The organism is Chromohalobacter canadensis, from assembly GCF_029544075.1.
In the GTDB taxonomy this organism is placed as follows: Bacteria; Pseudomonadota; Gammaproteobacteria; order Pseudomonadales; family Halomonadaceae; genus Chromohalobacter; species Chromohalobacter canadensis_A.
This window is the reverse complement of the sequence record NZ_JAJQJH010000008.1, coordinates 38,172-62,099: the sequence shown is the minus strand read 5'-3', so window position 1 is coordinate 62,099 and position 23,928 is coordinate 38,172. Positions and strand designations below refer to the sequence as shown.

The following is a 23,928-nucleotide window of genomic DNA, read 5'->3' as shown; positions in this document are numbered from 1 at the left end:
TTTTCATCGGTGAAAAATGCAACTCGATGACTGGCCGTGATGCCAGACCCGAATAAGAGGAGATTGCCATGAAAACCCAAGTCGCGATCATCGGTGCCGGCCCCTCCGGGCTGCTGCTGGGGCAATTGCTGCAACGCGCGGGGATCGATAACGTCATCCTCGAACGTCGCAGTGGGGAATATGTCTTGAGCCGTATTCGTGCCGGTGTGCTCGAGCAGGGCATGGTCGATCTGCTACGCGAAGCCGGTGTCGAACAACGCATGGATGCTGAGGGCCTGCCGCACGACGGCGTCGAGCTGGCCTTCGACAACCGTCGGGTGCGCATCGACCTCGCTGGGTTGACCGGTGGTAAGCAGGTCATGGTCTACGGGCAGACCGAGGTGACTCGTGATCTGATGGAAGCGCGCGCCGCCGAGGGCGGCCAGACGCTCTATGAAGCGGATAATGTGCAGCCCCACGATCTGGAAACCGACGCTCCGTACGTCACCTTCGAGCACAACGGCGAAACGCAGCGGCTCGACTGCGACTATGTCGCCGGCTGCGACGGCTATCATGGCGTCTCGCGCCAGACGATCCCCGCCGATCGGCTGAAGACGTTCGAGCGGGTCTATCCCTTCGGCTGGCTGGGGCTGCTCTCCGACACGCCGCCGGTCTCCGACGAGTTGATCTATGCGCGCCACGAGCGGGGCTTCGCCTTGTGCAGCATGCGCTCCCAGACCCGCAGCCGATATTACGTGCAGGTGCCGCTGGAAGAGAAGGTCGAGGACTGGTCCGACGAGCGCTTCTGGGAAGAACTCAAGCGCCGCCTGCCAGAGGACGTCGCGGCCAATCTGGTGACGGGCCCCTCGCTCGAGAAGAGCATCGCGCCGTTGCGCAGCTTCGTGGCCGAGCCGATGCAGCACGGGCGGCTGTTCCTGGTCGGCGATGCCGCGCACATCGTGCCGCCGACCGGCGCCAAGGGGCTCAATCTGGCGGCCAGCGACGTCAACACTCTGTATCGCCTGATGGTCAAGGTCTATCACGAGGGCCGCACCGACTTGGTGCCGCGTTATTCGCAGACCTGCCTCAAGCGCGTCTGGAAGGCCGAGCGGTTCTCATGGTGGATGACCTCGATTCTCCATAAGTTCTCCGAGGAAGAGGATTTCGGCGCCCGCATGCAGCAAGCCGAGCTGGACTATGTCACCGGCTCAGAGGCAGGTTTGACGACCATCGCCGAGAACTACGTAGGCTTGCCCTACGAGCCGTTGGAATCCTAAGACATGAGTCTTAGGCCATGTATCAAGCTGATTGATCATTACTATTAGTCTGCGTATTAACTGTCCGGCTAAGCTCGCATGACCACGACGCGGCCCTGCTGGGCGCGTCTTCGTACGTCGATTGAGGTGAGATACATGACACAAGCACCGTTGTTTGCCGGCCAGGATGCTCAGCCGATCGCGGGAGAATGGCGTCAGGGCCGCGCCGAGCGCCGCCTGACCGTGACCAACCCGTATTCCGGGGAGACGTTGCTCGACTTGGCCATGGCCGATCGGCATGACCTGGACGATGCCTACCGCAACGCGCAGGCGGCCCAGGCCGAATGGGCAGCGCTGGGGCCGAACGCGCGCGGCGATGTCATGCGGCGCGCGGTGGCGATCTTCGATGAGCGCCGTGACGAGATCATCGACTGGATCATTCGCGAGTCGGGCAGTACACGGATCAAGGCACAGATCGAGTGGAGCGCGGCACGGGCGATTACTCAGGAAGCGGCCAGCATGCCGACCCGGGCCCACGGGCGCATCCTGCCGTCGGACATTCCTGGCAAGGAAAGCCGTGTCTATCGGGCGCCGCTGGGCGTGGTGGGCGTGATCAGCCCGTGGAACTTCCCGCTCAACCTGAGTGCTCGTTCGGTGTCGCCGGCGTTGGCGCTGGGCAATGCGGTGGTCATCAAGCCCGCCAGCGACACACCGGTGACCGGCGGGCTGCTGCTGGCACGCATCTTCGAGGAGGCAGGTTTGCCGCCGGGCGTGTTGAGCGTCGTCGTCGGCGCCGGTTCCGAAATCGGCGATGCCTTCGTCGAGCATCCCGTGCCCTCGTTGATTACCTTCACTGGTTCGACGCCCGTGGGGCTCAATATCGGTCGCCTGGCGAGCGGTGGCAAGCACCTCAAGCATGTCGCCCTGGAACTCGGTGGCAACAGTCCCTTCGTGGTGCTGGCGGATGCCGATGTCGAGCAGGCGGTCAATGCGGCGGTGGCCGGCAAGTTCCTCCATCAGGGCCAGATCTGCATGGCGATCAACCGCATCATCGTCGAAGAGCCGCTGCGTGAAGCGTTCACTGCCCGCTTTGTCGAGCGCGTCAAGGCGTTGAGCTTGGGAGACCCCGCTGACCCCGAGACCGCCGTGGGGCCGATCATCAACGCCAAGCAGCTCGAGGGACTCCAGGCCAAGATCGCCAAGGCGCATGACGAAGGCGCCACGCTGCTGACCGGGGGCGACCCCGAGGGCAATGTCCTGCCGCCGCACGTGTTCGGCGATGTCACAGCGGACATGGAGCTGGCCGACGAGGAGATTTTCGGGCCGCTGGTGGGCATTCAATCTGCGCGTGACGAAGCGCATGCGCTGGAGCTGGCCAACCGCACCGAGTTCGGTCTGTCGAGCGCAGTCTTCACGAGCAACCTGGAACGTGGCGTGCGTTTCGCGCAGGGCATCAAGGCAGGCATGACCCATGTCAACGACATCCCCGTCAACGACGAGCCGCATGCACCGTTCGGCGGTGAAAAGAACTCCGGCCTGGGACGCTTCAACGGCGATTGGGCGATCGATGAGTTCACCACGGAGCACTGGATCACGCTGCAGCATGAGCCGCGCCAGTATCCGTTCTAACCCGTAGACGGGAACGATACCCCGGGCTGCGCTGCGGCGTGGTCCGGGGACATTCGCCTCCATCCTGGGATCGTGTGGGGGCATTCACCGAAACGTCGTGAGGACCTTTCCATGCAAATCAAAGCCGCCGTGACGCGAGACAAGAGCGGGCCCTTCTCAGTGGAGACCCTGACATTGACCGAGCCGGGGGCCAATGAGTTGCGTCTGCGGATCGTGGCCACCGGGGTGTGCCACACGGATGCCGTCGCGCGGGAAATGGAACTGACGCCGTTCCCCGTCGTCCTGGGCCATGAGGGCGCAGGCGTGGTGGAAGCCGTGGGGAGCGAGGTCACGGCGTTCGCGCCGGGAGATCATGTCGTTCTGTCTTTCGCTCATTGCGGTGGATGCGAGCACTGCCTGACCGGCCATCCTACCGTCTGCATGCGCATGAACGAGTTGAATTTCGGCGGGCGTGCCGAGAACGGGGCCTGTTACCTGCATCAGGGCGACGAAGCGGTGTCCACCTTCTTTGGGCAGTCGTCGTTTGGCTCCCATGCGGTGGTGCATGAGCGCAACGCGGTCAAGGTGGAGTCGGATCTCGACTTAGGCATGCTGGCCCCCTTGGGCTGCGGCGTTCAGACCGGGAGCGGCACGGTCCTCAATCGCCTCAAGCCGGCGTTCGGCAGTAGCCTGGTGGTCTACGGCTGCGGCGCGGTCGGGCTGAGCGCCGTCATGGCGGCCCGCATTGCGGGCTGCTCACGGATCATCGCCGTCGACGTGCACGACAATCGCCTGTCTCTCGCCAAGGAATTGGGGGCCACGCACGTCTTCAACGGCAGCCAGGTAGACGTGGTGGAAGAGGTTCGCGCCGTGACTGGGGCGGGTGCGCACTATGGTATCGAGACAACCGGTGTGCCGCAGGTCGTGCGGCAAGGGATGCATGCGTTGCGTCCGCTGGGCCAGCTGGCCATCGTGGGCGTGACACCGGAGGTCACGCTGGACGTGCACAATGATCTGATGGCGGAAGGCAAGACCATGCTGGGCGTGATCGAGGGCGACTCGGTGCCCAAGGTGTTCATCCCCCAGCTCATCGACTACTACCGCCAGGGGCAATTCCCGTTCGACAAGCTGGTGACGTTTTACGAGTTCGACGCCCTGGAAGAGGCGTTTTCGGATTCCAAGTCCGGCAAGACCATCAAGCCGGTGGTGTGTATGAATTCATAGTTGGCAAATGCCAAGACAGCGGATGAGTGGCGACCGGCCCGGCAGAATCACTATCTACGCCGTCGTGTGGGCGAAAGCATTCGCACGCGGGCTTTAGAGTGTGACGTCTTTTCTATCTCGTTCGACGATGGTGTTGTGTTGTGCATAGTACTTTGATATTTAGCACTTTGAGATTTAGTGCTGCCAGATGAGGGCTCGACTGGCGAGGTGATCCAGGCGAATACCGGCAAGGAGAGGCGCCAGTAGATGGCGCTGAGACGCAGCGCCAGGATCACCAGGATAGGCAGCGCGATAGTGGCGTAGGGGTGGATAGGGTGCGTGTACAGGGTGACGTATGCCGTGGCGCCTGCGATGGAGGCAGTCGCATAGATCTCCTGGCGCAGCACCATGGGGACTCGCCGCGCGAGTACATCGCGCAGCATGCCGCCCGCGACACCGGTGAGGAGTCCCATCAAGACAGCGACGGTACCTCCATGGCCCAGCGCCAATGCCTTGTGAGCGCCGATAATGGTGAAGATGGCGAGCCCGAAGGCATCGAGTACGGGCAGGACGATGCGCGATAACCGGTGAATGTAATGAAAGCCGACAATCGATGACACGACGGTGATGATGATCACCCATAGATAGGTGGGGTCGGTGACCCAGAACACCGGGCGAATGCCCAGTAACAGATCGCGCAGGGTACCGCCGCCGATGCCTGTCATCGCGGCCAGTACCAGCATGCCGAACGGATCCATCCTCGAGCGGCAGGCAATGATCACGCCCGACAGCGCAAAGACGATCACGCCCGCCAGGTCCAGCCAGTAAATCCATCCTGCCACTGCGACGCTCCTTGGCTACTTTGCCAGCTACCGCTTGAGCGGAAATACAAAACGAACGCCATTGTAGGCTCAAGTGCCCGGATACGTCGCGCGCTCAGGCTCGTCTTTCCCCGGTCGCCAAGCGGCTGGCGCACCAGGGATACCTACGATATCGTATGTAAAGGACCGGGTGGGTGTGTCTGCAAAGTGGCAGGCGCCCAGCCGGTGGTCATGCAATGAATCCAGGGAGTCAGGCGACATGCAGGTAGGATATCGATACGTGGCGTTGGCCGTGACGCTACCGATGCTGGCGGTGGCAGTGCCCAGCCAGGCACAGGACAGCGGCTGGCAGGGGAGTCTGGGTGCGGGGGCGATTTACTCTCCCGATTACCTGGGGAGCGACGATTACGAAACCTCCGTGTGGCCGTCGGTCGACCTGACCTATGGCGATAGCGTGTATATCAACGCGCGCGATGGCGTGGGCTGGAACGTCATCAACCGGGATGGCTGGCGGGTGTCGCCGTTTCTTGGCTACACATTCGGACGCGACAACGACGATGACCTGCATCGTCTCGATGAAGTCGACGGCGGGGTCACGGCGGGCTTGCGGGCCGAATACACCGAGGGCCATTGGCAGTACAGCGCGGCCGTGGAAACGCCGCTGAGCGGTGACGTGGATGGCTACCATGTCAGCGCCAAGGCGCACTGGCGCTCGCGCTTGACCCAGCGGCTTTCCGTTTCGCTGGGCCCGAACGTCGCCTATGGAAGCGATGCCTGGACCGAGGACATGTTCGGCATCTCGGCGCGTGAAAGCCAGCGTTCGGGGTTGAACGCGTATTCACCGAACGAGGGCTATTTCAAAGTGGGTGTCGATGCCAGTGCCAGTTATTATCTCACGCGGACGTGGTCCGTCACGGGCCTGGTCGGTGTGTCGCGCCTGACCGGCGACGCCAAGGATAGTCCCATCGTCGACGAGGTCGGTGATGCGACCCAGGCCTACGTGGGCGGGTTCATCAACTACAACTTCTAACTTGGGCGTTGGTCGTGCGGACCGCTAATTAGACCAAAGTATAAAGACTAAGGTATAATGCTTGTGTATCCACCGACACAGGCACGTTATCCATGACGATTTCGACTGCGCGACCGACTCTGCTCAAGCGTTTTGGCAAGCATGCAGGCCGTGTGCTGGGAATGATGACCGAAAGCGCCTACCGCGGCTTTCAGGCACGCACGTCCAGCTCTTATATCTGAGGGATCCCGGCCAGGGGATTCCCCTGTCGCGCCATGGCCGGCCTTGCCCATGACGTGACATCGCGGACGCCGAACGAAAAAGCGCCCCGCCCAATTATTTGGGCGGGGCGCTTGCGTTGGGTGCGTTCAAGGCATGCTTACTCGGCGATGTAGACCGTGCGCACGTTGAGGAACGCGCCAAAGCCGTATTCGCTCTGCTCGCGACCGTAACCGCTTTCCTTGACGCCACCGAATGGCAGCTCGGCGAAGGGCGTGGTGGGCTGATTGACGAAGCTCATGCCGACCTCGAGACGACGTGCGACTTGTTCAGCACGTTTCACGTCCTGGCCGACCACGGTTCCGCCCAGGCCATAGCGGCAGTTGTTGGCCAGCTCGATGGCGTGCTCGGCGTCGTCGGCGACGATAACCGAGGCCACGGGGCCGAACAATTCCTCGTCGAAAGCCGGATTGCCAGGCGCGACATTGGTTAGCACGGTTGGGGCATACCAGGCGCCGGGACGGTCGAGGACTTCACCACCGGTCTCGAGTTGCGCCCCTTGCTGGATCGCCCGCTGAACTTGGTCATGGAGATCGTCACGCAGGTCCTTGCGCGACATGGGGGCGATCTCGGTATCGCCGTCCATGGGATCGCCGATGGTCAGCTTCTGCACACGATCGATGAGGCGCTCGGTAAAGCGCTCCAGCACTGGGCGTTCAACGATGAGGCGCTTGGACGCCGCGCAGCTTTGACCGGTGTTGTCGAAGCGACCGTTCACGGCCAGTTCTACCGCCTTGTCGACATCGGCGTCGTCGAGCACGACCAATGGGTCGATGCCGCCGAGCTCAAGCACGCTGGGTTTGATGGCATCGCCGGCGATCTTGGCAACGCTGCGCCCAGCTTCATAGCTACCGGTGAGCGTGACACCGCAGACGAGCGGATCGTGAATGATGCCTTCGACCTTGTCGGAACCGATCGGCAGCCAGGTGAAGGTACCTTCCTTGAAGCCGGCATCATGAAACAGCTTGGTGATGTATTTGGCACAGCCCGGCACGTTGGAGGCGTGCTTGAGTAGGCAGACGTTACCGCCTGCCAGGTTGGGTGCGGCGAAGCGCACTACCTGATAAAGCGGATAGTTCCATGGCATCACGCCGAGCACGGCGCCCATCGGGTCGTGGACGATTTCGGCCTTCTGTGCGCCTGCTACCTGACGCGGCTGAGGCTTGAGCAGAGTGTCCAAATTGTCGGCGTAGAAGCGAACGATGGCCGATGAAATCTGCGTTTCGTCGATTCCCTGGTGAAAGGGCTTGCCCATCTCATGGGCAATAATCTCGGCAATTTCACGTTGATGCTGGTCGATCAAGTCGGCCAGTGCGGTGAGCCGTTGGCGACGATCGGCTAACGGCAGGTGGCGGAATTCGGCATAGCCCTCGCGGGCTTGGTCGAGCTTTTCAGCCAACTGGTCATCGTCGAGCATCTCATGCTCGCCGAGTACTTGGTCGTTGGCGGGATTGACGGCGGTGAGGGTCTTGCGGCTCATATCATCCTCCTTAACGGGATCGTCGGCGACGAGTCTTCCCGAGGCAGCCTTCCTGCTTGCCTCACTACTCGTTCTGGCGATGCTGAAGGAGAGAATCAAGGGGTATTTCCATGGCGCCTTCATACTCATCGAGCCATGGTGTTTCGAAGCGGCCGCCGATCAGGACGATCGGATCCGGGCAAATGGCGACACGACCTTGGCGGCCATGTCGCCAGGCGGGTCAGTCGAGCAAGGCGCGGGCCTTGTCGATCACGTTTTCGACGGTGAAGCCGAAGTGCCGGAACAGGTCCTCGGCCTTGCCCGATTCGCCATAGCCGGTCATGCCGATCACGTTGCCGCGAGGGCCGACGTACTTACGCCAATAGTCGGGATGCGAAGCTTCGATGGCGAGCCGGCGTGTCACCGTGGGTGGTAGCACTGCCTCCTGGTAATCGGCGTCTTGGGCATCGAATTCGCTGGCGCAGGGCATCGAGACGACGCGGACCTGCCGTCCCTGATCGTTGAGCTGGGCAGCCGCTTCCATGGCCAGACCGACTTCCGAGCCGGTGGCGATGAGGATCAACTCGGGCGTGCCCTCGCAATCGTCGAGCACGTAACCGCCGCGTTCGATAGCGGCGAGCTGGGCGACATCGCGTGCTTGCCCGGGAAGCCCTTGGCGAGAGAACACCAAAGCCGTGGGGCCGTCCTGGCGCTTGAGCGCCGCCAGCCAGGCCACGCTGGTTTCGGTGGCGTCGCAGGGGCGCCACGTTGCCAAGTTGGGCGTGATGCGCAGCGCATTGAGCTGTTCGATGGGCTGGTGAGTCGGGCCGTCTTCGCCAAGGCCAATGGAGTCGTGGGTGTAAACGAAGATCACCTGGCGCCGCGCAATGGCGGCCATGCGCACGGCGTTGTGCATGTATTCCATGAACGTCAGGAAGGTGGCTCCATAGGGAATGAAGCCGCCGTGCATGCTGATGCCGTTCATGATGGCGCCCATGGCGAATTCACGGACACCGTAATGCAGGTAGTTGCCGTCGGGCGCCTGGGCCGAGATGGCGCGTGCGCCCTCCCAGATCGTCAGATTCGATGGCGCGAGGTCGGCGCTACCACCCAGCAGTTCCGGCAGGCGTGGTCCCAGGTGGTTGAGCACACCGAGTGAGGCCTTGCGCGAGGCCAGCGTATCGCAGGCTTGCTGGGCGTCTTCGATCAGGGCGCTGCCGCCCAGATCGCCCGGCAGCTCGCCACGCCAGCGGCGCTCGAGCTCTGCGGCAAGCTCGGGATACGCCTCGGCGTAGCGCGCGAAGCGTTGGCGCCACTCGTCCTCGGCTTGCTGGCCGGCCGCGTCGGCGTTCCAGCCCGCGTAAACCTCGTCGGGGACGTGGAACGGCGGGTGTGACCATTCGAGGCGCTGGCGCGCGGCGGCGACTTCATCCTCGCCCAGGGCGGCACCATGACAGGCGCCGGTGCCCTGTTTGTTGGGCGCGCCGAAGCCGATGACCGTCTTGCAGATGATCAAGGTCGGGCGCTGGTCGTCTTGCGTGGCGGCGTTGATGGCGTCTTCGATGGCGGCGGGGTCATGCCCATCGACGTCGGCGATGACCTGCCAGTTATAGGCCTCGAAGCGCTTGGCGGTGTCATCGGTGAACCAGCCCGCGACCTCGCCGTCGATGGAGATGCCGTTGTCGTCGTAAATGACGGTCAGCTTGCCGAGCCCCTGCGTTCCTGCCAGCGAGCAGGCTTCGTGGCTGATGCCCTCCATCAGGCAACCATCGCCGACGAAGCACCAGGTGCGGTGATCGACGATGTCATGCCCTGGGCGATTGTACTGCGCGGCCAGGGTACGTTCGGCCAGCGCCAAGCCCACGGCGTTGGCCAGCCCCTGACCCAGCGGGCCGGTGGTGGTCTCGACCCCAGGCGTGTAGCCGAGCTCGGGATGACCCGGCGTGCGTGAATGGAGCTGGCGAAACTGCTTGATGTCGTCGATGGCCAGGTCGTAGCCGCTGAGATGCAATAGCGAGTACAAGAGCATCGAACCATGCCCGTTGGAGAGCACGAAACGGTCGCGGTCGGGCCAGGTCGGGTTGCCGGGGTTGTGTTTTAGATGGTCGTTCCACAGCACTTCTGCGATATCGGCCATACCCATCGGCGCGCCGGGATGGCCGGAATTGGCTGCCTGCACGGCATCCATCGACAGGGCGCGAATGGCATTGGCTAGCGTGAAGCGAGAGGGCATCGGTATCTCCTCCGTGAGCGATGATTCAGTTAGCGAGCCGGTCGGCGATCAAGTCCTCGAGACAGGCCTGGTCGTCGGCGAAGCGACGAATGCCTTCGGCCAGCTTGTCGATGGCCATGGGGTCTTGGTTATGCTGCCAGCGAAAGGCGTTTTCCTCTAGGGGAGGGGCAGGCTGCGCCTCGGGATGCGTGAAGCGGACCTTGGCGTCGACATCACCTTCGCGTGCCTCGAGCGTTTCCAGCAAGGCGGGGGAGATCGTCAGTCGATGACAGCCGGCGAGGGCGAGGACTTGCTCCGGCGTGCGGAAGCTGGCCCCCATGACGACGGTGTCGTAGCCACCCTGGTCGGCGCGCTCGCAGACCTGGCGCACGAACCGTACGCCGGGATCGTCCTCCGGGGAGAACGTTTGACCGGTTTCCTTCTGATACCAGTCGGTGACGCGCCCCACGAAAGGCGAAATCAGGAACACGCCGGCATCGAAGCAGGCCTGCGCCTGAGCGTCGCTGAACAGGAGCGTGAGGTTGCACTGGATGCCCTCGCGCTCGAGCACCTCGGCGGCGCGGATGCCCTCCCAGGTCGAGGCGAGCTTGATCAAGATACGCTCGCGGCCGATACCCAGTGCCTCGTAACGCGCCACCAACTCATGGGCCTTGCGGATACTGGCCTGGGTATCGAACGAGAGCTTGGCGGCGACCTCGGTGGAGACGCGTCCCGGAATGAGTTGGGCGACCTCGCTGCCTATGCCTACCGAGAGTCGATCGACGATGCGCTCCAATTGGTCGGTGTCATGTGGCTTCTCGTCACGCGCCTCTTCCAGGATCCGCTCGATCAGTGGCTGATAGCCGGGCAGCTCGAATGCCTTGAGGATCAAGGAAGGGTTGGTGGTGGCATCGACGGGCCGATAACGTTCGATGGCGGCTGGGTCCCCGGTATCGGCGACCACTTGCGACAGTGCCTTGAGTGAGTCGAGCTGTGAAACCATGTTGTGCTCCGCCGCAGTATGCGGGCGTGAAGGCCCACGACGTGCCAGGTAGCGTCGGGGCGAGAAAATGGAAGGGACCGAGCGAGCGGCCGCCAGTACTCAGGCGGCGGCTTTTTCCAGGCGGCGTTCGGTGCTGTCGGCCAAGCGGGTCAGCAGCAGGCAGCATGACACTGCGCCGGCATCCAGATGGCCACACGAGCGTTCGCCGAGGCGTGCCGCGCGCCCGATCTTGGCTTCCAGGTCGAGCGTCGAATCGCGTCCCTGCTGGGCGCCGTTGCGCAATGCCTGCAGTGCGTGAGGAAAGTCGTCTCCGGCTTCGACGGCGTCGCGGTAACGTTTGATGGCCGGTATCAGAGTATCGAGCAGGCACTTGTCGCCGACTTTGGCATCGCTGATTTGCTCGAGCGCTTCGCGCCCGTCGGCCAGCATGTCGCCGAAATCCTTGGCGTCGAGGACGTTCTTGTCCTTGACCGATTTGGCCATGCCCATGAAGAGGCTGCCATAAAGCGGCCCCATCGAACCGCCGATCGAGCCCATCAAGGTCGTGGCGAGCGTGCCCAGCGCCTTGGAAAGCGACAGCGATTGGCCGGCGACCGATTCCCCGCAAAGCCGAAACCCCTTGGCCATGTTAATGCCGTGATCGCCGTCGCCGATCGCGCCGTCGACGTCGCTCAGGTATTGGCGGTTGTCGACGATGACCTCGACCAGCTCCTCGAGAATGTCCCTGCCTTGAGTCGCGTCCAGAACTTGCATGATGAGTCTCCGTGGTAGCGGTTCCGATCAGCGTTGCGTGATGGCCAGCGAGCGTGCCGGGGCGTCCAGTAGCGGTTTGAGCTCGTCGTCGAGCTTCATCAGCGTGAGCGTGGCGCCCATCATCTCCAGCGAGGTGAAGTAATTGCCGATGTCCGTACGATGCACGCGAATATCGGCGCCTTCGAGCCGTTCGGCGATGTGCGCGTAGAGGATATTGAGTTCCATCACCGGCGTGGCGCCAAGCCCGGAGATCAACACCGCCACCTCGCTGCCGGCGAAGTCTTGGTCGGCGAGAACGGGGTCGCACATGGCCGTGGCAATGGCCTCGGCACTGGTCAGCGGCGCGACTTCTATTCCCGGTTCGCCGTGGTGGCCGATGCCGAGCTCCATGTGGCCGGGCTCGATCGAAAAGTTGGGCTTGCCATTGGCGGGGATGGTGCAGCTACTCAGCCCGACGCCGATGCTCGAACACGCATCGACGGCTTTTTGCGCCAAGCGAATGACCTCGTCGAGACTGTCGCCACGGGCCGCTGCCGCGCCGCCGATTTTCCACATCATCACCTCGCCGGCCACGCCACGCCGCTTGTCGCGTTCCGCTGCCGGTGCCGAGGCCACATCGTCGCGTGCAATCACCGTCTTGACCTCGATGTCTTCCATCTCGGCCATCTGCTTGGCCATCTTCACGTTCATGTTATCGCCCGCGTAGTTGCCGTAGAGGCAGGCGACACCCTGCTCATGGGGGGCGGCACGAAAGGCTTCGAGGAATGCATCGGCGGTGGGCGACGAGAATATCTCGCCGATGGCTACCGCATCACACATTCCTTCACCGATATATCCCAGGAAGGCGGGTTCGTGGCCGGAACCGCCACCGGTGACGATGCCGACCTTGTCGCTGGGGCTGTCCGGGTACTTGAGAACGCGCGGGTGGTCGGTGGCGACAAACAAGCTCGGCGAGGCGCGCAAGTAACCTTTGATGGCATCGTCTACGACGTTGTCGGGGTCATTGATGATGCGTTGCATGGCGTATTCCTCTTGTTCGTTGTGGCCGACGGCGTGGCGATCCGACACCTGGGATGGTGGCTTATATAATGATCTTTCACTGAACAGATGTTTAGGCTTGGGGCCCAAGGCTGTCAAGGCATGGTCGGTGTCGACGTCTGAGACTTTGGTCGTGGGTAAGAGTGTCGAAGTGATGGTTTACGTATAAATATTTGAAATAAATGAGTTTTATTTATTTATCGGAAAATCGGTTAATAGGGTGACGCAAATCCGTGGCTGACTTTTCGTGATCGAGAATTTTACAAATGTTCGGTTAGTGATATTTTGAACATAGCCGCGAGTGGTAACAGTATGCCGGTCGCAAGCGGGAGGAATCATCACGGGAGGCTACACATGTCAGACTCAACAGGCCGCGCGGCGGCAATGCGCATCGCAGTGGGTGGCGACGAGGCCGCGTTCGAGCTCAAGGCTTTGCTGATCGAGCACATTCGTGCTCTGGGTTACGAGCCTGTCGATTACGGCACCTATAACGCTGAGCCGGTGCTTTATCCCGATGTGGCGGTCAAGGTGGCGCGTGCCATCGACGCGGGAGAAGTGGCGCGGGGAGTGCTGGTCTGTGGGACCGGCATCGGTGTGGCGATTTCGGCCAACAAAGTGCGCGGGATTCGCGCGGCGCAGGCGCATGACACCTATTCGGCCGCCAAGGCGCGTTCGAGCAACGATGCGCAAATCGTGACGCTCGGCGCCCGTGTGGTCGGCCCGGAGCTGGCCAAGGCCGTAGTGACAACCTTCCTGGAAACCGAGTTCGGCGGTGGCGGCTCGCGCGCCAAAATAGCGCGCATTGAGGAATATGAGAGAGAGGCTTTCCGCGACTCCCCGGGCGTCTGAACGTTAAGAGCACGTCTGTTCGCTGTGGTATCTTGTGCGCGTCGCCTGAAGTAGACCGGAACCGGGAAGCGGATCGTATGAGGCTAGTGCCATGAGTGAACGTGCCGAGAGCGCCGAGGTCGCGCTGATGACTGAAATCGCCTCTCTGTATTATGTGGAGGGCGAAACCCAGGAGGCGATCGCCAACCGGCTGGGAATTTCCCGGGTCAAGGCGGGACGGCTTTTAAAACGTGCGCATGCTGAAGGGATCGTCGATGTGCGGGTGCGCCAGCACCCGGCGGTGAGTGCCGAGATCGAACAGGCACTGATACGACGCTTCGGTATCAAGCGCGCCTTGATTGCGCTCGACCACACCGAACCCGACGTTCAACGTTCCGGTGTGGCCAGCCTAGTGGCCGATCATCTGTCGCGCGAGCTGCACGATGGTTCGATCGTGGCGGTGGGGATGGGGCGCAACGTGGGTTCGGTGGCCGATAATGTCTTTGAACAAGGCGAGCGCAAATGCTCGTTCGTGTGTGCCATTGGCGGTTCGCTGCGTGCCGGCGAGTACATGAACCCCGACCATATCTGTCGTCGCCTGGCGGTGAAGTATGGCGGTGAAAGCGAAACGCTTTATGCCCCGGCGCTGGTGCAGAATCCGGCATTGCGCGATTCGATGTATGAAAACCCCACCGTGCGCCAAACGTTGGACAGGGCGCGGCGTGCGGATATCGCGATGATCGGCGTCGGCGATCTCAGTGAGGACAGCAACATGGTACGCATGGGCTGGTTCACGCCGCAGGAAATCGCCGAGGCGCGCCTTTCGGGTACCGTTGGGGACATGATGGGGTACGACTTCATCGACATGCATGGTCGGCCATCGGAAACGCCCATGCAGGGTCGGGTCATTGGCTTGACCATCACGGATCTGGCGCGGATTCCCGATGTGGTGGCGATCGCCAGCGAAAACACCAAGGCGGCGGGGATCCTGGGGGCACTGCGTACAGGTGTCATCGATACCTTGGCTACCAGTGTGACCAACGCCCATACCATCTTGCGCTTGGATGAGGCGACCACCTCAACGGCGAGCTGAGTCAAAGTATCGCCGATTACCGTGCAGAGCCGTTCATATGAACACTAGAGTGTTTATGTGAACGGCTTTTTTGTGCAGGCTTTCTTTTTCTCCTTACACTCTGCGGGCATTAGCTTTCGCAGAGATCTCTAAAAAATTTATTCTTTTCAGAAACTTACAAAGCAATCCTAAAGTATAAGGCGAAAAGGTCGCCGACTGCATTGACCTGGCTATACTGAAAAGCGTTAATTCATTTGAGCAACAAAAGATCAAATGATAAATAAGCGCCAGCTCAATGGAGGCCGTCATGAACGATACGCTCACCCCATCCCCCGACATCCCCGACACGATGCGTGCCATCGTAGCCTACGCACCGGAAGACTATCGACTGGAAAACGTTGCGGTCCCTGATGTCGGTGAGAAGGAAATTCTGGTCAAGGTCGAGGCCTGTGGTATCTGTGCCGGTGACCTCAAGGCTTATGAAGGCGCGCCGAGTTTCTGGGGCGACGAGGATCAACCTGCCTATATCAAAGCACCGATGATTCCTGGGCACGAGTTCATCGGGCATGTCGTCAAGATGGGGCCCGGCGCGACAGGTTTCGAGATCGGCGATCGGGTCATTTCCGAGCAGATCGTACCGTGCTGGGACTGCCGCTTCTGTCATCGCGGCCAGTACTGGATGTGCGAGAAGCATGACGTGTATGGCTTCCAGAATAACGTCAACGGCGGCATGGCCGAGTACATGAAGTTCCCCAAGGAGGCCATCAACCACAAGCTGCCGGAGGGTGTGCCGGTGGAGAACATCGTGCTCACCGAGCCGTTTTCCTGCTCGATGCACGCGGTGGAGCGAGCGCAAATCCAGCTGGGAGATATAGTGGTGCTCTCCGGCGCAGGAACGCTGGGGTTGGGGATGATCGGCCCCGCCAAGAAATCCGGTCCCGCCAAGCTGGTAGTGCTCGACCTGCACGGCGAGCGCCTGGAGCTGGCCAAGAAATTCGGCGCCGACATGGTACTCAACCCGAGTGAGGAAGACGTCGTCCAGATCGTCAAGGACATGACCGACGGCTATGGCTGTGACATCTACATCGAGGCGACCGGTGCGCCCAAGTCGGTGGAGCAGGGATTGGCGATGTTGCGCAAGCTGGGACGCTTCGTGGAGTTCAGCGTGTTCAAGGATCCGGTGACGGTCGATTGGAGCATCATCAGTGACCGCAAGGAGCTTGACGTGCTGGGGTCGCATCTGGGGCCTTACTGCTACCCACACGTGATCGAGGGTATCGAGAGCGGTGACTTCCCCACCGAGGGTGTGGTGACCCACAAGCTACCACTGGCGGATTTCCACAAGGGTATCGAACTGATGAGACACGACAGCAGCGCACTCAAGATCATTCTCATGCCCGGGGCGTGATGTCGCGATGTCCTGCGTGACGACCACAATCGTCATCCGACGCGGGACTTTATCACCACTCATCAGCGATGCCAGGGGGCGCTTCATCATGACTTCAAATACGGCCGCCATGCCTACGAAACGATGGCGAAAAGGGCGCGGTAGGGCGGTGATGATCGGCGTTGCGGTCGTCCTGCTTGCCGTCATGGCCTGGGATACCACGGTGGTGCCGATCGGCGCGGAAGAGGAGCAGGAAGGCGCGAAAATGGCACGCTTCGCCGAAGAAGAATTTCCCAAGATTCGCGACGATGTCGAGGCGCGTGCCGTCGATATCGAGCAGCTTTCCAGTGCAATTGCCGACGACCAGAGCGCGGCGGGGGAAAAATACGGCGTGCCAGGCGGCGTCGGGCCGATCATGCCCGTCACCTTTACCGGTGTGGTGGGAGACGGCACGTCCGGGACATATGAGGTCAAGGCTGACGGGGCGCCCGATGACCTCGTGGTACGGGTTCAGACCGGTCCGGCCATCAATGGTACCGACCTGCGGGATGCCACTGGAGAAATCGAGTTCGGTCAATTCAAGAATCAGATCGAATATCAGAATGCGGGCGCCGCTCTGAACGATGCCATGAAGGCCCAGGTGCTATCGGATATCGATACACAAGGCCTGCAAGGCAAGACCGTGACGGTGACGGGTGTGTTCCAGTTGATCAATCCGAATAACTGGCTCGTGACGCCGGTCGACTTTAGCGTGGAATGAGCCGGAGGCTTGATGCGATGAACGAACATGCAACCAGTCAAGAAGGGACGCTAGGAAAGGTGATCCTGTCGGCGCGTAATATCGCCAAGTCATTCGGTAATGTTCATGCGTTGAAGGCCGTGAATTTCGATGTTCACTACGGGCAAGTGACGACGCTTTTCGGCGAGAATGGCGCGGGCAAATCGACGTTAATGAAAATTCTCTCGGGTGTCATGCAGCCATCATCGGGGGAAATTATTCTCGAGGGCGAGCCGGTTCGCTTCTCTTCGACCACGGAGGCGCAGCGTCAGGGGATATCGATCATCCACCAGGAGCTTAGCCTTGCGCCCAATTTGAGCGTCCGCGATAACGTCTTCATGGGCCGTGAAATCGTCGGCAAGGGCGGCGTCGATTATGCGGAGGAGTCGCGCCAGACGCGCCAACTCATGGAAGAGCTGGATGAACCCATCGATCCACTCACGCCTGTGGAAGATCTGCGTCTCGGGCAGCAGCAGATCGTCGAGATTGCCCGTGCGTTATCCGTCAATTCGCGCATTCTCATCATGGATGAGCCAACCTCGGCACTGAGTGCCTCGGAAGTCGAGGTGCTGTTTCGCGTGATTCGTGACCTGAAAAGCCGTGGCGTCTCACTCGTATATATTTCCCACCATCTCGAGGAAGCCCTGACCATTACCGACCATGCCGTGGTATTGCGCGATGGTCGGATGACGGCCTATGCCGCGCGTCAGGAGATCGATCTCGAGTGGATCGTACGCAACATGGTGGGGGAGAACTTCGACCTTGGTTCTCCGCCGGATGGATACGCGATGGGGGACGCCGTTCTGTCGATCGAGGGCATCACCATACCCGATGTTTCAGTGCCCGGGCGCGCCGTAGTCGATGACGTGTCGTTGAGCGTGCGTGCCGGCGAGATCGTCTGCATCTATGGGTTGATGGGAGCGGGCCGGACCGAACTGCTCGAAAGCGTGGCGGGGCGCGGGAATATGGCCGCAGGCCGAGTCTTGCTGCATGGCGAGGATATCTCGCGGCTGAGTATCGCGGAGCGTATCGAAAAAGGCCTAGTGCTGGTGCCGGAAGACCGTCAGCGCGATGGCCTGGTACAGACGATGTCGGTGGGCGAAAACCTTTCGCTTGCCAGTATCGGTGCCTTTACCAAAGGGCTACTGACATCGCGTGGGCGTGAGCGTCACGTGGTGCGGGAATCGATCAGCAATGTCCACATTAAGACTGACGGCTCTGCGGCCTCCATCGGGTCGTTATCCGGGGGCAACCAGCAGAAAGTCGTGATCGGCAAGATGATGGCGACGCATCCCCGGGTCGTGCTGCTTGATGAACCCAGCCGAGGTATCGATATCGGTGCCAAGGCCGAGGTCTTCAGACTGCTCAGTGAGGGGGCGGCGCAACAGGGCCTGGCCGTGGTGTTCTCGACCTCGGAAGTCGGCGAATGCCTGAGTATTGCCCATCGTATCGTCGTCATGAGCCGTGGCCGGATTGCGGCCGAATTCGGTGCCGATGCCAACAAAGAAGAGATTATGGCTGCCTCGGGCGAGGCCGTGGTCGCTTGATCCACTTGTAAAGCGGAGATAATCCCAATGTCTGATGTCAGCCAAGATAACGACAATGAGCGAGGCAAGCTATTCGGCGGCGATTTCGATATAAAGCGTGTGCTTCTGGAGGGGCGTGCGTTCTTCGCCCTGATCGCGATCATTGTCATTTTCTCGATTCTTTCCCCTGTCTATTTCTCGACCAGTAATTTCCTGACCATGTCGTCTCACGTCGCCATCTTTGGGTTGCTATCGCTCGGGATGCTGTTGGTCATCCTGACGGGCGGCATCGATCTTTCCGTCGGCTCGACGCTTGGCCTGGCAGGTGTCTTCGCAGGCTTTCTGATGCAAGGCGTGTCTTTCGAAATACTGGGTGTCGTGTTCTATCCCCCCGTGTGGGTCGTGGTCATTCTGACGTGTGGATTGGGCGCCCTGGTCGGGGCGATCAACGGTGTTCTCATCGCATATTTCAAGGTGCCCGCCTTCGTGGCGACCCTGGGGCTCTTGTACGTGGCCAGAGGCGTCGCCCTACTGATGACCGACGGCCTGACCTATAACAATCTGGGCGGTAGTCCGGAGCTGGGTAACACCGGATTCGACTGGTTGGGCTTCAATCGGTTGTTCGGGGTCCCGGTCGGTGTCCTGATTCTGGCGGTCGTGGCAATCGCCTGCATCCTGCTGCTGGCGCGCACGCCGTTTGGGCGTTGGGTGTATTCCACCGGCGGTAATGCCCGTGCCGCAGAGCTTTCGGGCGTACCGGTCAAACGCGTGCAGGTGCTGGTGTATGTGCTATCAGGTATTTGCGCGGCCATCGCCGGGCTGGTGCTGTCATCCCAGCTGACGTCGGCAGGACCGACCGCCGGGACGACCTATGAATTGACCGCGATTGCTGGTGTTGTCATCGGCGGTGCGGCACTCACCGGTGGCCGCGGCAATGTGCGTGGCACTTTGCTGGGGGCCTTCGTGATCGGGTTCCTCTCCGATGGCTTGGTCATCATCGGGGTGTCTTCCTACTGGCAGACCGTGTTTACCGGGGCCGTCATCATTCTCGCGGTCTTGCTCAACAGCATTCAATACAGCGGTCGGAAGAAGCAGCAAGCCTCTTCCGATGGCAAGACGACTTCGCCGCAACCGGAGAGCGCCGCTGAGCGTTCGCCGGCATCGGGAAGTACTGCCGGTAAAGCCGGTACACAATCATAAGAGTAAAGGTGGTCGATTATGTTCATGAAAGGAAAACGCCTGCTGATAGCTGCACTGGCCGTGAGCACGCCGCTCTTCGCGGGTGGGGTCGCGGCTCAGGACGAAGGACGTATCTCCATTATCGTCAACGACACCTCCAACCCCTACTGGTTCACGGAAGGCAAGATCGCCGAGGAAACCGCTGAAGAACTGGGCTATCGCGCCGAGGTGAGCTCTCACAAGGGGGACACCAACAAGGAAAGCAACCAGATCGATACGGCTATCACCAATGGTGTCGAGGCGATCATCCTCGATCCGGCCAACGCCGATGGTTCTATCGGTGCGGTGCGCAAGGCCGTTGAAGCGGATATCCCGGTGTTTATCATCAATGCCGAAATCAACGAGCAGGGGCTGGCCCAGGCACAGCTTGTCTCGAATAATGCTCAAGGGGCGGCGCTGGGCGCCCAGCAGTGGATCAAGAGCGTCGGCGATTCGGCAAGCTACGTGGAGCTCAAGGGCGCGCCTTCGGACAATAATGCCGCCACTCGTTCCAACGGTTACGAAACCGTGCTCAGCCAATATCCCGGTCTCGAGCGGGTAGGCGTCGATGTCGCCAACTGGGATAGAACTCAAGGCTTCAACAAGACGCAGAGCCTGTTGCAGGCCAACCCTGACATCGATGGCGTGATCAGCGGTAACGACGAGATGGCGCTGGGCGCGATCTCGGCCTTGAAAGAAGCCGGTAAGCTCGATGACGTGGTTGTGGGGGGCTTCGACGGCTCTCCCGACGCGGTCGAGGCGGTCAAAGCCGGTGAGATGGCGTATACCGTGCTGCAGCCGGTGGCCATCTTCTCTGAAATGGCGGTGCGCATGGCGGATAAATATATCAAGGATGGTGATACCGGCATCGACGGCGAGAAGAAGCTTTTCGATTGCTTCCTCATCACCGCGGACAACGCCGATCAATACACCGACCCGTTCGTGCTTAAGCAGTAATCCTCCCCTGAATCGCTTGAGAGCGCCGGGCGGCGCTCTCAAGCCTACTACCGTTACACCGATGAGGCCTTACGACACCTTTGGCTTTAGCTCACCGCTCGCGTAACGCTCGAACATGCGTTCGAGGTTGAGCGGGGCGATCTTGCTGGCTTGGCCGGCGGTGCCGAAAGCTTCGAAGCGCTGGATGCACACGTCGCGCATGGCGGTGACGCTTGCCTTGAGAAACTTGCGCGGGTCGAATTCGCTGGGGTTTTCGGCCAAAAAGCGACGCACTGCGCCGGTGGAGGCCAGGCGCAGGTCGGTGTCGATATTGACCTTGCGCACCCCGTGCTTGATGCCTTCGACGATTTCTTCCACCGGCACGCCGTAGGTCTCGGGAATCTCGCCACCATGGGCGTTGATGGTCTCCAGCCATTCCTGCGGCACCGAGCTGGAGCCGTGCATCACCAGATGGGTGTCGGGGATGCGCGCGTGAATTTCCTTGATGCGTTGGATGGAGAGAATATCGCCTGTTGGCGGCCGCGTGAACTTGTAGGCGCCGTGGCTGGTGCCGATGGCGATGGCCAGGGCGTCGACCTGGGTGGCGGCGACGAACTGGGCGGCTTCCTCGGGGTCGGTCAATAGCTGGCTGTGATCTAGCGTGCCTTCGGCGCCGACGCCGTCTTCCTCGCCGGCCTGGCCGGTTTCCAGCGAGCCCAGGCAACCCAGCTCGCCTTCCACCGAGACGCCACAGGCGTGCGCCATTTCCACCGCGCGACGGGTGACGTCGACGTTATAGGCGTAGTCGGCAGGGGTCTTGCCGTCTTCCTTGAGCGAGCCGTCCATCATCACCGACGAGAAGCCGAGCTGGATGGAGCGCTGGCACACGCCGGGGCTGGTGCCATGGTCTTGGTGCATGACCACCGGGATATGCGAAAATTCTTCCACGGCGGCTTGGATCAAGTGACGCAGGAAGGGCGCGCCGGCGTATTTGCGAGCGCCCGCGGAGGCCTGCACGATCACCGGTGAGTCGGTGCGGTCGGCGGCTTCCATGATGGCGCGCATCTGTTCCAGGTTGTTGACGTTGAACGCGGGAACGCCGTAAGCGTGTTCGGCGGCGTGGTCGAGCAGTTGACGCAGGCTGATCAGAGCCATGGGGAGTGTGATTCCTCTAGAAGTACAAGGCGGCCCGCAGGCCGCCGATCGTGACGTAGTGGTTTGAGTGGTCGTTTTAAGTAGTGGCTTGAGTAGTAGTTGTAAGTAGTTGTAAGTCGTGGCGTAGTGAGCCGGGTTACCGAGAGGCGGCTTCGAGAGCCGCTACGGCAGGCAGCTGCTTGCCTTCCACATATTCGAGGAAGGCGCCGCCGCCGGTGGAGATGTAGGAGACGTCGTCGGCGACGCCGTACTTGTCGATGGCCGCCAGGGTATCGCCACCACCGGCGATGGAGAACGCCGAGCTGGCGGCGATGGCGCGCGAGAGCGTCTCGGTGCCTTTACCGAACTGGTCGATCTCGAACACGCCGACGGGGCCATTCCACAGGATGGTGCCGGCGTTTTCGAGCAGTTCGGCGAAGTGCTGGGCGGTATCCGGGCCGATGTCGAGAATCATCTCGTCGTCACCGACCTGGTCGACCGGTTTCACCGTGGCTTCGGCCTGCTCTGAGAACTCGGTGGCGACCACCACGTCGGAAGGCAGCGGAATCTCGACCTTGGCCATGAAGGCCTTGGCCTGATCGATCAGGTCCGCTTCATGCAACGACTTGCCGACGTTGTAGCCCGCCGCGGCGATGAAGGTGTTGGCGATGCCGCCGCCGACGATGAGCTGATCGCACTTCTCGGAGAGTGCGGTGAGCACGTCGAGCTTGGTGGACACCTTGGAGCCGCCGACGATGGCCAGCATCGGGCGTGCCGGCGTGGCCAGGGCTTTTTCCAGCGCGTCGAGCTCACCCGCCAGCAAGGGACCCGCGCAGGCGGTGGGTGCGTACCGCGCCACGCCGTGGGTCGAGGCCTGGGCGCGATGGGCGGTGCCGAAGGCATCCATCACATAGACGTCGCAGAGTGCGGCGTAGGTCTTGGCCAACGCCTCGTCGTCCTTCTTCTCGCCCTTGTTGTAGCGCACGTTTTCGAGCAGCACGATCTCGCCGTCGGCGATCTCGACGCTGCCGTCGAGATAGTCCTTTTCCAGGCGGACCTCACGGTTCAGCAGCTTGCCGAGGTGTGTCGCCACCGGGCCGAGCGAGAACTCGTCGGCGGGCTCGCCTTCGGTGGGACGGCCCAGGTGGCTCATCAGCATCACCCGAGCGCCGGCGTCGAGCGCGGCCTGGATGGTTGGCAGGCAGGCGCGCAGGCGCGCGTCGCTGGTGACTTGGTCGCCCTTGATGGGGACGTTGAGGTCTTCACGAATCAGTACACGTTTTCCGGCGAGATCCAGATCGGTCATCTTGCGCACGTTCATGGGCGTGTTCCTCACTTGGGTGAAGGGATGTCAGACGACAACGACGATGTCGAGGGTGCGGCGCGCGTCGGTGTGGCGGGAGCGGGCTGGGCGGCAAGCGCCAGCCAGTGCGTTGCCACGTCGAGCATGCGGTTGGCGAAGCCCCACTCGTTGTCGAACCAGCACAGCATCTTGATCAGATGGCTGCCGGCCACGCGGGTCTGGGTGGCGTCCACGATACCCGAGCGCGGATCGTGGTTGAAGTCGACCGACGTCACCGGCTCTTGGGTATAGCCGAGCAAACCGTAGAGCCTTTCTTGGCAGGCGGCTTGCAACAGCGCGTTGACCTGCTCGGCCGTGGTGGCCTCGCGCACCGAAAGCGCCATGTCCATGGCCGAGACGTTGATGGTCGGCACCCGCACGTGCAGGCACTCGAAGCGCCCGGCCAGATGCGGCATGAGGCGCTCGATGCCGCGTGCCAGCCCGGTATCCACGGGGATGATCGAATGCATGGCCGAGCGCGTCAGGCGCAGGTCGGTCTTGTGATAGGCGTCGATCACCGGTTGGTCGTTCATCGCCGAATGAATGGTCGTGGTCACGCCATGCTCCAGCCCCAGCGCCTCGTCGATAACCGTCAACAGCGGCACCAGACAGTTGGTGGTGCAGGACGCGGCTGAGACGACGCGCATCTCGGGGCGCAGCTCGGCGTCGTTGATGCCATGCACGATGGTGGCGTCGACATCGGCTTCTGCGGGCTGCGAGAACAGTAGCCGTTGAGCGCCGGCGGCGATATGTCGCTCGGCGGTGGCGCGGTCCTTGAAGCTGCCCGAGCATTCGAGCACCAGGTCGATGCCCAGCTCATCCCAGGGCAGGCGCGAGGGGTCGGACTCGGAGAGCACGCGAATGGCATGACCGTCGATGACCAGCGCGCCGTCGCGGGTTTCCACCTGGCCGGGAAAGCGACCATGGGTGGTGTCGTAGCGCGTCAGGTAGGCGATGGTATCGAGATCGGAAAGCTCGTTGATGGCCACGACGACCAAGTCAGTAGCATGGCGCTCGATGAGGGCTCGCAGGACACATTGGCCGATACGGCCGTAACCATTGATGGCGATGCGATAGGACATGGACA

21 protein-coding genes are annotated in these 23,928 nt (G+C 61.6%); 12 read left to right on the top strand and 9 right to left on the bottom strand.

Annotated features, from left to right (window positions below):
• Nucleotides 1–68: 68 nt before the first annotated feature.
• The 3 genes from pobA (at nucleotide 69) to LUN51_RS11260 (ending at nucleotide 4,067) form a co-directional block, all read left to right on the top strand.
• Nucleotides 69–1,256, top strand: coding sequence for a 4-hydroxybenzoate 3-monooxygenase (pobA, locus tag LUN51_RS11270; RefSeq protein WP_277811327.1), 1,188 nt, complete (start codon nucleotides 69–71; stop codon nucleotides 1,254–1,256).
• A 135-nt stretch (nucleotides 1,257–1,391) separates the two neighbouring features.
• Nucleotides 1,392–2,864 carry an aldehyde dehydrogenase family protein gene (locus LUN51_RS11265; protein WP_261508102.1) on the top strand — a complete coding sequence of 491 codons (1,473 nt, stop codon included), beginning with the start codon at nucleotides 1,392–1,394 and terminating at the stop codon, nucleotides 2,862–2,864.
• 111 nt (nucleotides 2,865–2,975) lie between these two features.
• The gene (locus LUN51_RS11260; RefSeq protein WP_277811326.1) at nucleotides 2,976–4,067 is read left to right on the top strand and encodes an NAD(P)-dependent alcohol dehydrogenase; all 1,092 of its coding nucleotides are present in this window, start codon (nucleotides 2,976–2,978) and stop codon (nucleotides 4,065–4,067) included.
• A 50-nt stretch (nucleotides 4,068–4,117) separates the two neighbouring features.
• On the opposite strand, the gene LUN51_RS11255 is transcribed toward LUN51_RS11260, so the two are convergent.
• Nucleotides 4,118–4,888, bottom strand: a complete 771-nt coding sequence (locus LUN51_RS11255) for a trimeric intracellular cation channel family protein (protein ID WP_277811325.1) — start codon at nucleotides 4,886–4,888, stop codon at nucleotides 4,118–4,120.
• Nucleotides 4,889–5,126: 238 nt separating this feature from the next.
• Between LUN51_RS11255 and LUN51_RS11250 the strand changes: the two genes are divergently transcribed.
• On the top strand, nucleotides 5,127–5,897 hold the full coding sequence (locus LUN51_RS11250) for a MipA/OmpV family protein (protein WP_277811324.1): 771 nt from the start codon (nucleotides 5,127–5,129) through the stop codon (nucleotides 5,895–5,897).
• Between the two features lie 92 nt (nucleotides 5,898–5,989).
• Nucleotides 5,990–6,118 (top strand): hypothetical protein, encoded by a 129-nt coding sequence (locus LUN51_RS11245; protein ID WP_277811323.1) that lies wholly within the window; start codon nucleotides 5,990–5,992, stop codon nucleotides 6,116–6,118.
• A 137-nt stretch (nucleotides 6,119–6,255) separates the two neighbouring features.
• On the opposite strand, the gene LUN51_RS11240 is transcribed toward LUN51_RS11245, so the two are convergent.
• The 5 genes from LUN51_RS11240 to LUN51_RS11220 all read right to left on the bottom strand — a co-directional run bounded on the left by LUN51_RS11240 (nucleotide 6,256) and on the right by LUN51_RS11220 (nucleotide 12,602).
• A complete protein-coding gene (locus LUN51_RS11240) occupies nucleotides 6,256–7,635 on the bottom strand; it encodes an NAD-dependent succinate-semialdehyde dehydrogenase (protein ID WP_277811322.1) in 1,380 nt (459 codons plus the stop codon).
• A 220-nt stretch (nucleotides 7,636–7,855) separates the two neighbouring features.
• Nucleotides 7,856–9,847 (bottom strand): transketolase, encoded by a 1,992-nt coding sequence (gene tkt, locus LUN51_RS11235; RefSeq protein ID WP_277811321.1) that lies wholly within the window; start codon nucleotides 9,845–9,847, stop codon nucleotides 7,856–7,858.
• 25 nt (nucleotides 9,848–9,872) lie between these two features.
• On the bottom strand, nucleotides 9,873–10,829 hold the full coding sequence (gene tal / locus LUN51_RS11230) for a transaldolase (protein WP_277811320.1): 957 nt from the start codon (nucleotides 10,827–10,829) through the stop codon (nucleotides 9,873–9,875).
• Nucleotides 10,830–10,928: 99 nt separating this feature from the next.
• Complete coding sequence (gene dhaL, locus LUN51_RS11225; RefSeq protein ID WP_277811319.1) at nucleotides 10,929–11,582, bottom strand: dihydroxyacetone kinase subunit DhaL; 654 nt, start codon at nucleotides 11,580–11,582, stop codon at nucleotides 10,929–10,931.
• 27 nt (nucleotides 11,583–11,609) lie between these two features.
• A complete protein-coding gene (locus LUN51_RS11220; RefSeq protein WP_277811318.1) occupies nucleotides 11,610–12,602 on the bottom strand; it encodes a dihydroxyacetone kinase subunit DhaK in 993 nt (330 codons plus the stop codon).
• A gap of 372 nt (nucleotides 12,603–12,974) precedes the next feature.
• Between LUN51_RS11220 and LUN51_RS11215 the strand changes: the two genes are divergently transcribed.
• The 7 genes from LUN51_RS11215 (at nucleotide 12,975) to LUN51_RS11185 (ending at nucleotide 20,386) form a co-directional block, all read left to right on the top strand.
• Complete coding sequence (locus tag LUN51_RS11215) at nucleotides 12,975–13,469, top strand: RpiB/LacA/LacB family sugar-phosphate isomerase (protein ID WP_277811317.1); 495 nt, start codon at nucleotides 12,975–12,977, stop codon at nucleotides 13,467–13,469.
• Nucleotides 13,470–13,560: 91 nt separating this feature from the next.
• Entirely contained in the window at nucleotides 13,561–14,541 is a 981-nt protein-coding gene (locus LUN51_RS11210) for a sugar-binding transcriptional regulator (protein ID WP_277811316.1), read from the top strand.
• A 286-nt stretch (nucleotides 14,542–14,827) separates the two neighbouring features.
• A complete protein-coding gene (locus tag LUN51_RS11205) occupies nucleotides 14,828–15,928 on the top strand; it encodes an MDR/zinc-dependent alcohol dehydrogenase-like family protein (protein ID WP_277811315.1) in 1,101 nt (366 codons plus the stop codon).
• A 7-nt stretch (nucleotides 15,929–15,935) separates the two neighbouring features.
• On the top strand, nucleotides 15,936–16,667 hold the full coding sequence (locus LUN51_RS11200) for a DUF2291 family protein (protein ID WP_277811314.1): 732 nt from the start codon (nucleotides 15,936–15,938) through the stop codon (nucleotides 16,665–16,667).
• A 17-nt stretch (nucleotides 16,668–16,684) separates the two neighbouring features.
• Nucleotides 16,685–18,232, top strand: a complete 1,548-nt coding sequence (locus LUN51_RS11195; RefSeq protein WP_277811313.1) for a sugar ABC transporter ATP-binding protein — start codon at nucleotides 16,685–16,687, stop codon at nucleotides 18,230–18,232.
• Between the two features lie 27 nt (nucleotides 18,233–18,259).
• On the top strand, nucleotides 18,260–19,411 hold the full coding sequence (locus LUN51_RS11190; RefSeq protein ID WP_277811312.1) for an ABC transporter permease: 1,152 nt from the start codon (nucleotides 18,260–18,262) through the stop codon (nucleotides 19,409–19,411).
• Between the two features lie 24 nt (nucleotides 19,412–19,435).
• The gene (locus tag LUN51_RS11185; protein WP_277811311.1) at nucleotides 19,436–20,386 is read left to right on the top strand and encodes a D-ribose ABC transporter substrate-binding protein; all 951 of its coding nucleotides are present in this window, start codon (nucleotides 19,436–19,438) and stop codon (nucleotides 20,384–20,386) included.
• A 69-nt stretch (nucleotides 20,387–20,455) separates the two neighbouring features.
• On the opposite strand, the gene fba is transcribed toward LUN51_RS11185, so the two are convergent.
• From fba to LUN51_RS11170, 3 genes are all read right to left on the bottom strand, one after another.
• Complete coding sequence (gene fba, locus LUN51_RS11180) at nucleotides 20,456–21,520, bottom strand: class II fructose-bisphosphate aldolase (protein WP_277811310.1); 1,065 nt, start codon at nucleotides 21,518–21,520, stop codon at nucleotides 20,456–20,458.
• A gap of 136 nt (nucleotides 21,521–21,656) precedes the next feature.
• Entirely contained in the window at nucleotides 21,657–22,820 is a 1,164-nt protein-coding gene (locus LUN51_RS11175; protein WP_277811309.1) for a phosphoglycerate kinase, read from the bottom strand.
• Nucleotides 22,821–22,831: 11 nt separating this feature from the next.
• Nucleotides 22,832–23,923, bottom strand: a complete 1,092-nt coding sequence (locus LUN51_RS11170) for a type I glyceraldehyde-3-phosphate dehydrogenase (protein ID WP_277811308.1) — start codon at nucleotides 23,921–23,923, stop codon at nucleotides 22,832–22,834.
• Between the last annotated feature and the right edge of the window lie 5 nt (nucleotides 23,924–23,928).